This is a genomic window from Caballeronia pedi (assembly GCF_001544915.2).
Classification (GTDB): Bacteria; Pseudomonadota; Gammaproteobacteria; order Burkholderiales; family Burkholderiaceae; genus Caballeronia; species Caballeronia pedi.
Map to the genome: position 1 here is coordinate 1 of NZ_FCOE02000034.1, position 14893 is coordinate 14893.

General features: G+C 65.6%; 13 protein-coding genes. 7 read left to right on the forward strand and 6 right to left on the reverse strand.

Annotation, left to right across the window (positions count from 1 at the left end; translation table 11 throughout):
• Window positions 1-136: 136 nt before the first annotated feature.
• Complete coding sequence (locus AWB80_RS32690) at window positions 137-1519, reverse strand: FAD-dependent oxidoreductase (protein WP_061178817.1); 1383 nt, start codon at window positions 1517-1519, stop codon at window positions 137-139.
• 117 nt (window positions 1520-1636) lie between these two features.
• On the opposite strand from AWB80_RS32690, the gene AWB80_RS32695 reads away from it, so the two are divergent.
• The 4 genes from AWB80_RS32695 to AWB80_RS32720 all read left to right on the forward strand — a co-directional run bounded on the left by AWB80_RS32695 (window position 1637) and on the right by AWB80_RS32720 (window position 5709).
• Complete coding sequence (locus AWB80_RS32695; protein WP_061178818.1) at window positions 1637-3187, forward strand: bifunctional AfsR/SARP family transcriptional regulator/alpha/beta hydrolase; 1551 nt, start codon at window positions 1637-1639, stop codon at window positions 3185-3187.
• Window positions 3188-3274: 87 nt separating this feature from the next.
• Entirely contained in the window at window positions 3275-4006 is a 732-nt protein-coding gene (locus AWB80_RS32700; protein WP_061178819.1) for an oxygen-binding di-iron domain-containing protein, read from the forward strand.
• 390 nt (window positions 4007-4396) lie between these two features.
• Complete coding sequence (locus AWB80_RS32710; RefSeq protein WP_087131780.1) at window positions 4397-5191, forward strand: class I SAM-dependent methyltransferase; 795 nt, start codon at window positions 4397-4399, stop codon at window positions 5189-5191.
• 65 nt (window positions 5192-5256) lie between these two features.
• Window positions 5257-5709, forward strand: a complete 453-nt coding sequence (locus tag AWB80_RS32720) for a type II toxin-antitoxin system HicB family antitoxin (protein ID WP_341866849.1) — start codon at window positions 5257-5259, stop codon at window positions 5707-5709.
• A 150-nt stretch (window positions 5710-5859) separates the two neighbouring features.
• On the opposite strand, the gene AWB80_RS32725 is transcribed toward AWB80_RS32720, so the two are convergent.
• Window positions 5860-6810, reverse strand: coding sequence for a LysR family transcriptional regulator (locus AWB80_RS32725; protein ID WP_061178876.1), 951 nt, complete (start codon window positions 6808-6810; stop codon window positions 5860-5862).
• A 145-nt stretch (window positions 6811-6955) separates the two neighbouring features.
• On the opposite strand from AWB80_RS32725, the gene AWB80_RS32730 reads away from it, so the two are divergent.
• The 3 genes from AWB80_RS32730 to AWB80_RS32740 are packed head-to-tail and all read left to right on the forward strand — an operon-like array spanning window position 6956 to window position 9814.
• Window positions 6956-8119: a M20 aminoacylase family protein gene (locus AWB80_RS32730; protein ID WP_061178821.1), complete on the forward strand. Its 1164-nt coding sequence runs from the start codon at window positions 6956-6958 to the stop codon at window positions 8117-8119.
• A gap of 45 nt (window positions 8120-8164) precedes the next feature.
• Complete coding sequence (locus tag AWB80_RS32735; RefSeq protein WP_061178822.1) at window positions 8165-8941, forward strand: ABC transporter substrate-binding protein; 777 nt, start codon at window positions 8165-8167, stop codon at window positions 8939-8941.
• Between the two features lie 33 nt (window positions 8942-8974).
• On the forward strand, window positions 8975-9814 hold the full coding sequence (locus tag AWB80_RS32740) for a phytanoyl-CoA dioxygenase family protein (RefSeq protein ID WP_061178823.1): 840 nt from the start codon (window positions 8975-8977) through the stop codon (window positions 9812-9814).
• Between the two features lie 2 nt (window positions 9815-9816).
• On the opposite strand, the gene AWB80_RS32745 is transcribed toward AWB80_RS32740, so the two are convergent.
• From AWB80_RS32745 to AWB80_RS32760, 4 genes are read right to left on the reverse strand one after another with little or no spacing between them, the layout of a single operon-like run.
• Window positions 9817-11301 carry an MmgE/PrpD family protein gene (locus AWB80_RS32745; protein ID WP_061178824.1) on the reverse strand — a complete coding sequence of 495 codons (1485 nt, stop codon included), beginning with the start codon at window positions 11299-11301 and terminating at the stop codon, window positions 9817-9819.
• A 26-nt stretch (window positions 11302-11327) separates the two neighbouring features.
• Entirely contained in the window at window positions 11328-12257 is a 930-nt protein-coding gene (locus tag AWB80_RS32750) for an electron transfer flavoprotein subunit alpha/FixB family protein (RefSeq protein ID WP_061178825.1), read from the reverse strand.
• A complete protein-coding gene (locus AWB80_RS32755; protein ID WP_061178826.1) occupies window positions 12257-13006 on the reverse strand; it encodes an electron transfer flavoprotein subunit beta/FixA family protein in 750 nt (249 codons plus the stop codon). Before AWB80_RS32755 ends, AWB80_RS32750 begins: the two co-directional genes overlap by 1 nt.
• A 48-nt stretch (window positions 13007-13054) precedes the next feature.
• The gene (locus AWB80_RS32760) at window positions 13055-14710 is read right to left on the reverse strand and encodes an MFS transporter (protein ID WP_061178877.1); all 1656 of its coding nucleotides are present in this window, start codon (window positions 14708-14710) and stop codon (window positions 13055-13057) included.
• Window positions 14711-14893: the final 183 nt, after the last annotated feature.

Sequence of the window (14893 nt, forward strand, 5' to 3'; positions counted from 1 at the left end):
GGCCTCGGCGCGCGCGATGACGGCGTCGCGATGCAATATCTGATTCCGAACTGGAAGTTCGACAACAAGAAGCCTTGTCTCGTGCGTTGATGGACCGGAAAGCCGTGAGCGGCGTCGGCTCGACGCCGCCATACCGTCATGACGAAGCGCCGTCCGGCCTCGCTTCTTCGGTCGCACGCGCGGGACTGAATCGTACTGGCCGCCGGTTGCCCCGCCACACGCGCCTGACGATCGCAGGGCCGAGCAGCGACGACGGCGGCATCATCAGATTGACGACCTTCAGAAATGCAGTCGCCAAGTCACTGTCACGTGTCGCGGCGAGATGAAGCTTGCCGAGGTACCAGTTGATGAAACGCAGCATCGGAGGTCGCTCACCCTTGACCTGGGGATGACGAAGGTCGTTGCCAACCGCGATGTGCCACGGAATATCGACGATCCTTTCGACCGCGCCGAAGAAGCGGCGCGCGAGATCGGCCGTGCCTGCCCGCAAGCACCGATGCAGCGCCAGCGCTTCTTCCGCCGCGACCGTCATGCCCTGTCCGTAGACCGGATTGAAGCTGCAAATGGCGTCTCCGAAAGCCAGATAACGTTCGGGGAAGCGTGCGAGCCGCTCATACCGCCGGCGCAGACTGGCGACGTGGCGGTAGCGCCTGTAATCGCTTAGCGGCTCCGCCCGTGCGACGACGTCATGAATCTCCATCGTCGGCAGCGTCGCCAGATAGGCGAGGAAGCCTTCGTCGTTGTCCGGTGCGTCGTCGCCGAGATAACCGCCGGTACTGACGATCCAGCTTTCGTTTTCCTGCGCGAGCATGACGCCGTTGCGCCAGTTGGGCGCACTGCCGGCGACGACGATTCCCTGCTTGCCGTCGAGATCGGTCGGCCGACGCCGATAGGTGCGGGTCATGTAGCCGATTCCGGTTTCGACTTTTTCATCGACGGGAGGCTCGTAGCCCAGTTCCGCGAGCCACGCGGCGCCGCATGAGCCGCGCCCGGTCGCATCGACGACGAGGTCCGCGTCGATGATCTCTTCCGGCTTGCCATCGGCGCAGATGCGTACGCCCGTCACGCGCGTGCGGGCGGGATCGGTGACAAGCCCCCGCACAGCGCAATGCTCGATGGCGTGCACGTTCGGCAACGCCAGCAGCCGCCGGCGCAGATGGCCTTCGAGCACGGGACGGCTCGCGAGCAGCCCGATCAGGTCGCTCGCGCCATTGGCCAGTCTGACGTTGCGACCGATCCAGATCACGTCGTTGGCGACATCGCCGACAAGACCGCCGCTTTGCGTGACGACCTCGTGGTTATATCCCGGGAAGAGCTGCTCGAATATCGCACTCCCGCGCGCCAGGAGCCCGTGGGTATGGCGACCCTGCGGCACGCCCTTGCGCGGCGTGTCGGCCAACGGAAACGCATCGCGTTCGAGCACGGTCACGATCGCATGGAACTCAGACAGCACGCGGGCGGCCAGGAGCCCACCCATGCTGCCGCCGATCACGATCGCATGTTCGCCCAGCTTCTTCATGGCAATCCTCCGGTTGAATCTGTCGCGATGAGCCTGCGGCCATCGTCTGCAGGCAATGCTAGGATTGCGTCGTCCCCTGAGCGTCCCCCGGACGCCGTCATCGAGGGTCGCCTCGCCATGGCCTTGTTCAGCGTCCGAACGCTTGGATTTCCGGAGATTCGCCGGGACGGCCGGCTGTGCCCAGTTGCCTTGCGCAAGGGCTTGGCGCTGCTGGTCTTTCTGGCCGAAGCGAAGACGTCGGTCGGGCGCGACGCGCTCGCCACGATGTTGTGGCCCGAAGACCGCGAAGAAGTGGTGCGGGCGCGGTTGCGTCGTCTGTTGCATCGCCTCCTGCTCACGCTCGGCGACGATGTCCTGATCACGGACAGATCGACCATTCGATGGTCGCCGGCGATCGACCTGCAGGTAGATTCCCGGCTATTCGAGCAAGCCTGCGACCGCGGCGAGTTCGAGCGGGCGTGCCGCGAATATGCCGGTGACTTTCTCGACGGTTTTTCGCCCGGCAACTGCCCCGCGTTCGACGAGTGGGCTTTCTTTCGCCGCGAGGCTTTGCGGGGCCGGGCGATTCAGGCGTTCGAGCGCGTGGTGCACGACAGGAATGCAGCCGGCGACTACGCGGCGGCGGTCGGACATGCGAGCCGGCTTGTCGAGTTCGATCCCCTCAGCGAGGTGTACGGCCGTCACCTCATCCGCAACCTTTTGCTCGCCGGAGACCGGGCCACGGCCCAGCGGCATTTCGAAGCCCTGACGCGACGCCTTCGCGACGAGCTGGGCGTGGCGCCCGAATGCGAGACTCGCGCGCTATTGGGCACCAGCGCTGCATCGGCGATCGAGAATCTTCCGTCCACACGCTACGCCAGCGGTGACGGCATCCATCTCGCGTTCCAGACCCACGGCGCCGGACGCTTCGACGTATTGGTGCTGCCCGGTTTCGTGTCCCATGTCGAACGGGTCTGGGAGGAGCCCCGTTGCCGCGCGTTTCTGTCCGCGCTCGCCGGAATGGGCCGCCTCATCCTGCTCGATCGTCGCGGCATCGGGCTTTCCGATCGTGTCGGCTTCAATCCCGGCGTCGATGCGACCGCGCGCGACATCGGCACCGTGCTCGACGCCGCCGGCAGCCGTCGGGTCGTGCTGTTCGGCGCGTCGGAGGGCGGTCCGGCATGCATCAGGTTTGCCGTCGATCACCCCGATCGTGTCGCGGGCCTCATTCTGTTCGGCTCGCTGGCGAAGGGGACCGCAACGCACGACTACGCTCACGTGCTGCAGGCAAGTCAGTACGACGCGTGGCTGAGCCAACTCATTGCAGGGTGGGGCGGTCCCGCGGGCATCGAGACATTCGCCCCAAGCCTGTCCGGAGATCCTCAGGCGAGAGCCTGGTGGGCTGGCATGCTCCGGGCGGCGTCCAGTCCGGGCGCCATCAAGGGCGTGCTCGAGACCTTGCGCGATATGGATGTGCGGCATCTGCTGGATCGCGTATCCGTGCCGACTCTGGTGTTGCACCGCCAGGGCGACCGCGCGGTTCGCATCGGCGCGGGGCGACATCTCGCCAGCCATATCGCGCAGACGCGCTTCGTCGAACTCGACGGGGCCGATCACTGGGCTTTCGCCGGAGACCAGCAAGCCGTGCTGGACCACGTCAGGCGGTTTGTCGGCAGCCTTGCCGCGTAGGTGCAACCTGCGCCGACTTGCTTGCGGCATGCCAGCCGTATAGCTTTAGATAAACAAAAATGAAAGCTCACGTACCAGGAGACACGCATGGTCATCACGAACTCGCAGTCGTCCACGAACGTCGAGGAAATCGCCGCTGGCGTGTATCGCATCAACACGCCGGTGGTGCTGCCTGGCGACGCAGGCGGCTTCTCTTTCAACCAGTATCTGATCGTCGACGACGAACCGCTGCTCTTTCATACCGGTCCGCGCAGGATGTTTCCGCTCGTGCTGGAAGCGCTCGCGAGCGTCATCGAGCCGGCGCGTCTGCGGCATATCGCGTTCTCGCACGTCGAAGCAGACGAATGCGGTTCGCTCAACGAGTGGCTGGCGGTGGCGCCCGATGCTGCGCCGCTGTGCGGTACCGTGGCGGCGATGGTGTCCATCACCGATCTCGCCGATCGCGCGCCCGTCGCGCTCGCCGATGGACAGGCGGTTTCGCTCGGACGGCACAGCGTGCGATGGATCGACACGCCTCATCTTCCGCACGCGTGGGAATGCGGATTCATGATGGAGGAAAGCACGCGCACCCTGCTGTGCGGCGACCTGTTCACGCAAGGCGGCGCGACGCTGCCCGCGCTCACGACGTCCGATATCCTGGGTCCAAGCGAAGCGTTCAGGCGCAGCATGGACTACTTCTCGCACACCCGGAACGCCGACGCGATGTTCGAGCGCCTCGCTCAACTCGAACCCACGACGCTCGCTTGCATGCATGGCAGCGCGTGGAGCGGCGACGGCGCCGGATTGCTGCGCGCATTGGCTCGGAGTGTGCATCAATGAAACGCGCTCGCGTGGCGTTTCGTTCGATGGACGCTAGCGACGCCCGCTGCGGCCCCATACATATCGCACCCATCGCTGCCATCGGCTTTTTGGCGCGATGGTGCTATGCGCAGCCTGCGCCTCACGGTCTCGCTGGACGGACTTCTGCACCTGCTCGTGAATCTGCCGCAATGTCATGCCACCCGGGCCTTTTAGATCATCGGGATCGGATGGAGGATCGCTGTCGGAATGGTTCGTCATCGGAGTCGCCTGGCGAGAATATCGGTCGTCTTGGAAGAGCATGAAAGAAACGCGTATCGTGTCTTACCTCCAGAACCTTCCATCTGCTTCATGAATAACTCTATTCGCATTGCCCGGGCGCGGACAGTCACGATTGCCGTGGCCGTCTTCATGCTTGCGCTGACAGGTTGCGCATCCTCGTCTTCCGATTCTTCACATGATTCGCAATCCCTCGATGCGGCCATAAGCGGTTCGCAGCGCAGCGACAGGGCACGCGCCCGCGACGTCTATCGCCATCCGAAGGAAACGCTGCAGTTCTTCGACCTCGGCTCGGCCCAGACGGTGCTGGAAATCGCGCCGGGCGGCGGATGGTACACGGATATTCTCGCGCCGTATCTGCGCGACGCTGGCCGGCTCTATGAAGCGCAGTATCTCAGCACCTCCGCCGATCTCGCCGCCGAGGACAACGCGACCGATGCCGCCTACCGGCGCAAGCTCGCGGACAATCCGGCGGTGTATGGAAAGGTCGTCGTCGGCACGCTGCACGCGGGCCAGTTCATGGGCTTCGATGCGCATGAACGTTTCGACCGCGTGCTCACGTTTCGAAACATCCATAACTGGATCAAGGACGGACAAATCGATGCGAATCTGCGCGCGTTCTATGGCGCACTGAAGCACGGCGGCGAACTCGGCGTCGAGGAGCATCGCGCGCGGGCGGGGGCGTCCGTGCAGCAGATGATCGATTCGGGTTACGTGACGGAAGCGTACGTCATCGAGCACGCGCAGGCGGTCGGGTTCAGGCTGGTCGCGCGCAGTGAGATCAACGCGAACGCGAAGGATACGAAGGATTATCCGCACGGCGTGTGGTCGCTGCCGCCGACCTACGAGGGCGGTGATGTCGACCGGGCGCGCTATGCGGCGATCGGGGAATCGGATCGCATGACGCTCAGGTTCGTCAAGCCTTAGAAAGGCGCTCGGGGGCGAAGTCTTCGAACGCGAAGGTTCGCGTGTGAAGATCTCGCTCCACGGCCATGAATGGCGCTGCCACCGGCCGCACCCAGGCAAGGAAGCGAAGCGCTATCAGGTTGAAGAAGGCACGGAGTTTTTCGAACGAGCGGGAGTCAGGCCATGAACACCATGCACTACAGCGGATACATCCACGCGTCGAATTCGACGAGCGCGACGAGATCTTCGTCGGGCGCGTGCTCGGCGTGAATTCGATCATCAGTTTTCACGGCGAGTCCGTTACAGAGCTGCGAACCGCGTTCGTTGATGCAGTCGACGATTACCTCGCGGACTGCAAGGAGCGCGGCGTTGCGCCCGACAAGCCCGCATCGGGAAAGCTGATGCTACGTATCGATCCGAACGTTCACGCAGCGATCAGCGTCGCGGCGTCCGCAGCCGGCGAGAGCATCGACCAATGGTCCGAGGAAGTTTTGGGTCGGGCCGCGCGCGAGGTCCTTGCTCGCGCTGTGCACGCGTAAGTCGCGCCGTGCACCACGACGAACCAAGACACAGCAGGGCGAAGGTCGACGGCGCGATCGAGGCGATGAAGTAGGACGGCACGTACCTCAGGAATGGCCAGCGCTACCTCGACTTCGACATAACGCGCAGTTGAGCGCGGCCCACCATCCTCAAATCAGCAGTTCGACGGAACGCAGGACATTGCGCGTTTGCTGCGAGGAGGATTCCAGCCCATCGCGAATCGTCCCGATCAGGCACGCGATGAAACACTCGGACGCTTCGCTGAGCGGCTGGCCGCTGCGCGAGATGACGCCGACCATCGCGTCTTCGAGCTGCTCGCGCAGCGGAAACGCGCACAGGCGTTCGCGCGGCGCGCTGAGTTCCACGAGCGGCCAGGGAAAGACGCTCACCATGTCGGTCTGCCGCAGCAGCGAAATGGCGATCGAGAACGAATGCGCCAGATGAATCTTGCGCGGCATCGCCATGCCGTGCCGAGAGAACATGTTCTCGACGTGCGGTCCGTCATTGGCCGGGTCCCACGTGAGCACCCAGTCGAGTTCGCCCAGATCCGCGAGCGCGTGACAGCCGAGCAGCGGATGACCTTCGCGGCCCACCACCGCGCATGTCGAAGAAAAGAGCGGCCGATAGTTGAATTCGACACCCGACGTGCCCGGCGCCGGCCGGCCGATGAAGAAGTCGAGGCTGCCGTCGCGCAGTCGCGGATTGGCGATCGACAACAGGCCTTCGAAGAATTCGAGCCTTACGTCGGGCATCTTCTCGCAGAACCGCGTGATGGTTTCCGGCAGGAACGTCATCGCGATCCACGGCGTCACGGCGACCGTGAGCTTGCCGCGCGGCGCCCCGCGCAACGCGCCCATCGCTTCGTGCGCGCGTGTCATCTGACCCACCATCAGCCGCGCATGAACCAGCAGCGCCTGGCCCGCCTCCGTCAGCATGACCCCCGATGACGTGCGGTTCACGAGCGCCAACTGCACGTCTTCTTCGAGCTGGCGCAGGCTTTTCGTGATCGCCGCGGGCGATGCGTCGAGCAGGCGCGCGGCGCCGCGAATGCCACCGGCCTCGGCGACGGCCACGAGTGTTCGAAGTTGCTGGAGCTTCATGCGGCGCCGGGTGTTAGCCATTGGTTGTCACGTTCACGATTCTAGCTCTCCCCCGCCCGATTCTGTCGCGCTACGTTAGTGCCATCCCCAGAGCCTTCGCCTGCCGGAAAACCCTGACATAGCGAGACATAGCGAGACGCGAACGATGAATGCTCCAGACGACTTCCTTGCGATCCGCGATGAAATGATCGCGTTGCGGCGCCAGATTCACGCCCATCCCGAACTCGGCTACGAGGAGTTCATGACGAGCGATCTCGTCGCGCAGCGCCTGCTCGACTGGGGCTACGAAGTCCATCGCGGACTCGCGGGCACGGGCGTGGTCGGCACGCTGAAATGCGGCGACGGTCCGCGCCGGATCGGCTTGCGCGCGGACATGGACGCGCTGCCGGTCCATGAGCGCACCGGTCTGCCCTATGCCAGCGTCACGCCCGGCAAGATGCACGCGTGCGGTCACGACGGCCACACGGCAATGCTGCTCGCCGCCGCTAAAGAGCTGGCCCGCACCCGCGACTTCGACGGCACGCTGCACCTCATCTTCCAGCCTGCCGAAGAAGGGCTCGCCGGCGCGCGGCGCATGCTCGAAGAGGGACTGCTGGAACGCTTTCCGTGCGACGCCGTGTTCGCCATGCACAACATGCCGGGCTATCCCGCCGGTCATCTCGGTTTTCGCGCGGGACCGTTCATGGCGTCGGCCGATCAGGTGACCGTGCGAGTGATCGGTCATGGCGGCCACGGCGCGATGCCGCATATGACGATCGACCCCGTCGTCGTGTGCTCGGCGATCGTCCTCGCGCTGCAGACCGTGGTGTCGCGCAACGTCGCGCCGCTCGACATGGCCGTGATCACCGTGGGCGCGATCCATGCGGGCGAGGCGTCCAACGTGATTCCCGACGAAGCGTGCATGAACATCTCGGTGCGGGCTTTGCGCCCCGCCGTGCGCGACGAACTGGAGCGGCGCATCACGCAGGTGATCGAAAGCCAGGCCGCTGTGTACGGCGCACGCGCCGAGGTGAACTACGAGGCGAGCTATCCGGTGCTCGTGAACGACGCGGAGATGACCGCGTTCGCGCAGGACGTGGCGCGCGAATGGCTCGGCGACGATCGCCTGATCGCCGATCTCCAGCCGTTCACCGGCAGCGAAGACTTCGCGTGGATTCTGCGCCAGTGCCGCGGCTGCTACCTGATCATCGGCAATGGCGACGGCGCAGGCAGTTGCATGGTCCACAACCCCGGCTACGACTTCAACGACGACATCCTCATGACGGGCGCGCGTTACTGGGTGCGTCTCGTCGAACGCTTCCTCGCGTGACGCGCGCCGCGCCCGAGCATCCATCCCCACACTTCGGAAATCGCTATGAAACGTGCATTGCTTCCCGTGTTGCTCGCGCTCGTCATGGCGCCCGCGATGGTGCAGGCGCAGGACCCCCAGACGCTGCGCTTCGGCGTCGATCCGAGTTATCCGCCGTTCGAGTCGAAGGCGGCGGATGGCTCGCTCGTCGGCTTCGATATCGAGCTCGGCAATGCGATCTGCGCGCAACTGAACCAGAAATGCGTGTGGGTGGAGCAGAGCTTCGACGGCATGATCCCGGCGCTGAAGGCGCGCAAGTTCGACGCAATCCTCTCCGCGATGTCGGCCACCGAATCGCGCCGTCAGCAGATCGACTTCACGCATCGTCTCTACAACGGCCCGTCGGCGCTGATCGCGCGTTCGGGCACGAAGCTGCAGCCGGATGCGAAAGCCTTGCAGGGACAGCGCGTCGGCGTCGTGCAGGGTTCGACGCAGGAGAGCTTCGCGCGCACCGAATGGGCGGCGAAGGGCGTCACGCTCGTGTCCTACCAGACGCAGGACCAGATCTATCAGGACCTCGTGACGGGCCGCCTCGACGCCGCGTTCCAGTCGTCGGTGCAGGCCGACTACGGCTTTCTGCAGACGCCGCGCGGCAAGGGCTTCGCGCTGGTCGGCGAGCCGGTGAAGGACAATCGCGTGGCGGGCGATGTCGCGATCGGTCTGCGCCGTGGCGACGCCGCGCTCGAAGACCGCCTCAACCAGGCGATCGACGCGATCCGCAAGAACGGCAATTATCAGCGCGTGGCGTCGAAGTACTTCAACTTCGACATCTACGGCAATTGAATGCATGATCAACCCACTCACAGGGAGCGAGCGATGCACGAAAGCCTGAAAGAGCGTCTTGCCCGTGCCGTGACGCCGGCGCTGACGGACGCGTTTCGTCGCGACGGCGCCGTGTGCGTGCGCAATATCTTCACGGAAGAAGAAGTCGCCTTGCTGCGCGACGGCATCGAGCGCAATCTCGCCGCGCCGAGCGAACGCGCCAAGGTCGCGAGCCGGCCCGACGATCCGGGCTGGTTTTTCGAGGACTTCTGCAACTGGCAGTCGAACGATGCGTACCGGCGCTTCATCGGCGGGTCAGCCGCGCCTGCGGTGGCCGGCGCGCTGATGGGCTGCGAGACCGTGCGGCTGTATCACGACCATGTGCTCGTGAAGGAGCCGAACACGCGACAGCGCACGCCGTGGCATCAGGATCAGCCGTACTACAACATCGTCGGCGGGGACAACGTGAGCATGTGGATTCCCGTCGATCCCGTGGCGCGCGAGTCGACGCTCGAATTCGTCGCGGGCTCGCATCGCGGGCCCTGGCTGATGCCGCGCACGTTCATGGAAAACGAGGCGAAGTGGTTTCCGGAAGGCAGCCTCGCGGACCTGCCGGACATCGAAGCCGATCGCGCCGCGCATCCGATCGTCGGCTGGGCGCTCGAACCGGGCGACATGGTCTGCTTCAACATGCTCACGCTGCATGCGTCGGGCGGCGTCGGCGGCAGCGTGCGGCGGCGCGCGTTCTCGATCCGCTTCATCGGCGACGACATCCGCCACGCGCCGCGCCCGTGGCGCACCTCGCCCGAGTTTCCCGGACTCGCCTCCGTCCTGGCCGACGGCGCGCCGATGGATCATCCGCTGTTTCCGGTTTTGTGGACCGCGCGTGACTGATATCAGGATTCCTGTTTTTCAGACTGCGTACGCATCGCACGCGACAACGCATCGAGACTCGCGGTGAGCCGTTCGACGGGCAATGCATCGAGCGACATCACGATGTCGGCCAGCTCACGCGCCGCATGCCGAATCTCCCGCGGACCATCGCCTGCCGCATCGAGACCGACCATCACGCCGAACTTGCTGCGGATCTGCGCATCGGAAAAACGCGTCGCCGATGTCCACGGATCGCCGCTCGCATGATCGGCCGTGGCGCTGAACACCGCGCCGCGCGCATGGATGTCGACGCCGCCCGGCACGCCGCGCCATTGACCGCCCGTCATCCATTCGGCGATGTTCGATGACGAAGGCTCCGCCGTGACCGTCACGCGCTCGCGGAAGGCCGCGATGCGCGCATCGTTCATCGTCGCGGCTTCATACCAGCGCGGACCCGGCGCAATCGCATAAGCAAGGGCGGCGAGCGCATGCGCATGACTGAACTCCGCGCTCAGCGGATCGCGCGGCTGCTGTTCGCGGAAAATCGGCGTGAGCGCGAACGGGTTGGCGCGCACCACGACACGTGTGATCTCGTCCGGGCGCAGCGCATGCCGGTCGAGCAACTGCGCGAACGCGCTCAGCGGATGATGAATCCAGCGGCAGCAGGGCCAGGGCTTGTACGTCGTGTTGAGAATCTGCCAGTCTTCGCCGAGGCCGGCGAGCAGCGCGTGATCGTCGTGACCCGGCGAGCCGTAGAACTTCCAGAACGCGTTGTCGCCGTCGAGTATGTCCGTGAAGCCCGTACTGCCGAGCCGCGCGAGCAGGGCGGACGATACCCCGATCTCCGCGCACCAGCCGGCGTCGGCATATTTGTACATCGGCTGTTCGACGGATTCCGCCCACTTGCGCAAGGTGGGCTGCGGCGAATTGCTGCCGCCGATGCCGAACGCGTGATTGGCCTGTCTCGTGTCGAGCCGCGCGATGTGCGCCGACGCGCCGATGGCCGCCCACGCGATCGTCGCGGCAGGCCCGCCCAGCTCGTTCCAGCCGATCACCTCGCCGTTCTCGATCTGCATGGGCGCACCCATCCAGCTGCCGATGCGCGCGCCCACATCGAAGCCAACGGCAATCGCGCCAAGCAGATCGCGGCCGCTGCGCCGGTCCAGCTCCGCCAGCGCCAGCGCCGAGAACACGGTGGCGTTGCCGAAGTGCGTCGAGGTCGGGAAGGTGTCGTCGGCGTCGAGCACGTTGGCGAGGCGCGCGTTGGCATAGGCGGCCGCCGTCGCCGAGCTGCGCCGTGGCGAGCCGACGACGCTCGCGTGCGGCGCACCGCCGAGCGTGTTCACGTACTCGAGCGCGATCCTGCCGCTCGGCGTATCGACCGCGCCGAGCGCGCAGCCGATCGTATCGAGCAACAGGCGCTTTGTTTCGTGCACGACGGCTTCCGGAAGGTCGTCAAAGCGCGTCTGTACGGTGAAATCGGCCAGTGTCTGTGTGAGCGAGGTCATATCGAATCATCCTTAGCGAACACGCTTCAGAGCGCGTCCTGAAGTTGCGGCAGCGCCTCGAACAGATCACCGACGAGGCCGTAGTCCGCGACCTGGAAGATCGGCGCATCGGGGTCCTTGTTGATGGCGACGATCACCTTCGAATCCTTCATGCCGGCGAGATGCTGGATCGCCCCCGAGATGCCGACGGCGACATACAGTTGCGGCGCGACGATCTTGCCCGTCTGCCCGACCTGCAGATCGTTCGGGGCAAATCCGGCATCGACGGCCGCGCGCGATGCGCCCACGGCTGCGCCGAGTTTGTCGGCGAGCGGATAGAGCAACGCGAACCGTTCTTCGCTCTGCATGCCGCGCCCGCCGCTCACGACGATCTCCGCCGCGTCCAGCTCCGGGCGGTCCGAGCGCGCGATTTTTTCATCGACGAAAGCCGATGTACTGCTCGTCGCCACGGTCTCGACGGGCACGATGTCCGCGTTGCCGCCGCTCGCGTCCACCGGTGCGAAGGCGCTTGCGCGCACGGTCGCGCAGATCACCGACGCGCACGACTGCACGGTCGCGATCGCGTTGCCCGCGTGAACCGGGCGCTTGAACGTATCGGCGGCAAGGACCGCGATGATGTCGGAGACGGGGTCCGCATCGAGCAGCGCGGCGACGCGCGGCAGCACGTTCTTGCCGTGCGAGGTCGCCGCGCAGAGGACGTGGCTGTAGTCCGCCGCCAGCGATGCGACCAGCGGCGCGAGGTTCTCCGGCAACCGGTGCGCGTGCGCGCTGTGATCCGCGACGAGCACTTGCCTGACATGCGCGATGCGCGCCGCCTGCCGCGCCACGTCCTGCACGTCGTGACCGGCGACGAGCAGCGCGATGTCGCCGCCGATCGCATGCGCGGCGGCGACCGCGTTCAGGGTAGCCGCGCCCAGCGCGCCGTTCGAATGTTCAGCGATTGCGAGAATAGCCATCAGATCACCTTTGCTTCCGTCCTGAGCCTGTCGACGAGTTGCGTGACGGACTCCACCTTGATGCCGCCCTTGCGGTCCGCGGGCGGCTCGACGCGCAGCGTGCGCAGCGTGGTGCCGGCGGGCACGCCGAGCGCGCTGGCCGCGAGCGTCTCGAGCGGCTTCTTCTTCGCCTTCATGATGTTCGGCAGCGTTGCGTAGCGCGGCTCGTTGAGGCGCAAGTCCGTCGTGATGACGGCAGGCAGTTGCAGCGACACGGTTTGCAGCCCGCCATCGACTTCGCGCGTGACCGCGATGCGTTGCCCGTCGAGCTCGACGGCGGAGGCGAACGTGCCTTGCGGCCAGTCCAGCAACGCGGCGAGCATCTGGCCGGTCTGGTTGTTGTCGCTGTCGATCGCCTGTTTGCCGAGCAGCACGAGCCGCGGCGCTTCGCGTTCGACGACGGCCTTCAGCAGCTTCGCGACGGCAAGCGCGCCCGGCGTCTCCCGGGTTTCGACCAGAATCGCGCGGTCCGCGCCGATCGCGAGCGCCGTGCGCAATTGCTCCTGCGCGGCGGCGGGTCCGATCGACACGGCGACGACTTCCGTCGCGATGCCCTTTTCCTTCAGACGCACCGCGTCCTCGACGGCGATTTCGCAGAAAGGGTTGATCGACATCTTCACGTTGTCGAGTTCGACGCCGCTGTGATCCGTTTTCACGCGCACCTTCACGTTGTGATCGACGACGCGCTTGACCGTAACCAATACCTTCATGCTGACGACCTCATTGCTCGGCTCCTGAATAAAAAATGAACGGGATCGCTAGTGCGTCAATTGCGGACCACCGACATCCACGTAGCCTTCCTCGCGCGTTTCGGCATTGAAGCGTTCGAGTTCCGCATGCGCGGCGGCCTCGCCCTGCAACAGCGAACGGCTCGCGAACAGCAGCGCGCCGATCGAAACGGGCAGCACGCCGATCGCGCAGAGGATCGCGAGACGGAGATCGCCGGATGCGTCGCTCACGAGACCGACGAAGTAGGGTCCGAGACCCAGACCGAAGATGTTCGGGCCGAGCGAGAACGCGGCGAACGCCGTGCCGCGCAGGCGCGGAATGACGAGATCCTGCGTGGTCGCCTGAAGCGGGCCGAACCACATCGGCACGAAGAACGTCGCGACCGCGTAGGCGCAATAGAACAGCGTGACGCTTGGCGTGAGGTACTGCAGCACGGTCGCGGCGCTGAATGCGGTCGCCGTCACGCAGACGAAATACAGCCGGCCGAACGCGTGCTTGCGCTTGGCCCAGTCGCACAGATAGCCGCTCAGGCTGATGCCGGCGCCGCCCGCGATGATCGCGATGATGCCGAGATGCAGGCCCGCCTGCGCCGTCAGGCCGAGCGTGCGGCTCGCGTAGACGAACACGAAGGCATTGACGGCGTTCATCGCGAACGCGAGAAACGCGCCCGCCACGGTGACGGCCGCGAACGTGCGCGAGCCGGTGATGAGACGGTGCGCGTAGGCATCGCCGAGACGCGTGGCCTGATACCAGTTCGAGCACACATAGAACGCGACCGCGATGGCGATCCACTGCACGAGATTGCTGGTGATATCGAAGCCGCCGACCGTGGCGATCACGGCCTTGCGACCCGCGGAGAGCACCTGATTGCTGCCCCAGGTGGCCACGATCACCAGCGCGACGGCAAGCAGCAGATAGACGACATTGCGCAGATATTCGCGACGCGGCGCGCCGAGCGCCTGCAGGCGCATCCAGCTCCACGGCGGAATCATCGCGCCGAGATCGCGCAGCGCGCTCGCGAACGGATGCGGGTCCTTTCTCGCGGGCACGGTGTCGAGCCTGCCACGCACCGGCTCGCGAACGGTCAGCATGACGACCAGTGCGAACAGGATGCCCGGCACGCCGACGCCGATGAACGACGCCTGCCATCCAGTCAGTCCGAACGGCGCGTTGCCGCCCGCGAAGGTCCGCTCCCACGCGGACACGATCGAGCCGCCGATCGCAAGCGATGCGCCCGCGCCCACATACACGCCGACGGAATAGAGCGCGAGCACCGTGCCGCGCCGCGCGCGCTCGAAGTAGTCGCCGAGCAGCGAGACCGCGGCGGGCGTCGCGCTCGCCTCGCCGATACCCACGCCGATGCGCGCCGTGCCGAGCTGCACGAAGCTGCGTGAGAGCCCCGACAGCGCCGTCATCAGCGACCAGAACGACAGCCCGAGCGCGAGCGTACGCACGCGGCTCCAGCCATCGGCGAGACGCGCGAGCGGGATGCCGAACACGCAATAGAAGAGCGCGAACGACGTGCCGTACAAGAGGCCGAGCTGCGCGTCGGATACCCCGAGATCTTTCTTCAGATAGGGCGCGAGGATGGTCACGATCTGCCGGTCGACATAACTGAAGGCATAGATCAGCGTGAGGATGAACAGCACATACCAGCGATACCAGGGGCGTTCATGAGTCGTCATGGCGAGCCTTTGAAATGCGGCGCCGCGGCGGACAGGCGCGCGGCGCGGATGCGAATCGACGGCCATGCGCTCGCGCTTGCGGGCAGGCCGGCCTGTTTGAAAAGCGTCGTGCGAGGCGACTAGCCGGAACGGTTGATAGGCATGGCGTCGTGTCTCCTGATCTTGTTCGTTATCGGTGCCCGA

Excerpts from the sequence above, each read along its gene's own strand:
- AWB80_RS32690 (WP_061178817.1), bottom strand. The coding sequence starts at position 1,519 with ATGAAGAAGCTGGGCGAACATGCGATCGTGATCGGCGGCAGCATGGGT.
- AWB80_RS32695 (WP_061178818.1), top strand. The coding sequence starts at position 1,637 with ATGGCCTTGTTCAGCGTCCGAACGCTTGGATTTCCGGAGATTCGCCGG.
- AWB80_RS32700 (WP_061178819.1), top strand. The coding sequence starts at position 3,275 with ATGGTCATCACGAACTCGCAGTCGTCCACGAACGTCGAGGAAATCGCC.
- AWB80_RS32710 (WP_087131780.1), top strand. The coding sequence starts at position 4,397 with ATGCTTGCGCTGACAGGTTGCGCATCCTCGTCTTCCGATTCTTCACAT.
- AWB80_RS32720 (WP_341866849.1), top strand. The coding sequence starts at position 5,257 with ATGAATGGCGCTGCCACCGGCCGCACCCAGGCAAGGAAGCGAAGCGCT.
- AWB80_RS32725 (WP_061178876.1), bottom strand. The coding sequence starts at position 6,810 with ATGAAGCTCCAGCAACTTCGAACACTCGTGGCCGTCGCCGAGGCCGGT.
- AWB80_RS32730 (WP_061178821.1), top strand. The coding sequence starts at position 6,956 with ATGAATGCTCCAGACGACTTCCTTGCGATCCGCGATGAAATGATCGCG.
- AWB80_RS32735 (WP_061178822.1), top strand. The coding sequence starts at position 8,165 with ATGAAACGTGCATTGCTTCCCGTGTTGCTCGCGCTCGTCATGGCGCCC.
- AWB80_RS32740 (WP_061178823.1), top strand. The coding sequence starts at position 8,975 with ATGCACGAAAGCCTGAAAGAGCGTCTTGCCCGTGCCGTGACGCCGGCG.
- AWB80_RS32745 (WP_061178824.1), bottom strand. The coding sequence starts at position 11,301 with ATGACCTCGCTCACACAGACACTGGCCGATTTCACCGTACAGACGCGC.
- AWB80_RS32750 (WP_061178825.1), bottom strand. The coding sequence starts at position 12,257 with ATGGCTATTCTCGCAATCGCTGAACATTCGAACGGCGCGCTGGGCGCG.
- AWB80_RS32755 (WP_061178826.1), bottom strand. The coding sequence starts at position 13,006 with ATGAAGGTATTGGTTACGGTCAAGCGCGTCGTCGATCACAACGTGAAG.
- AWB80_RS32760 (WP_061178877.1), bottom strand. The coding sequence starts at position 14,710 with ATGACGACTCATGAACGCCCCTGGTATCGCTGGTATGTGCTGTTCATC.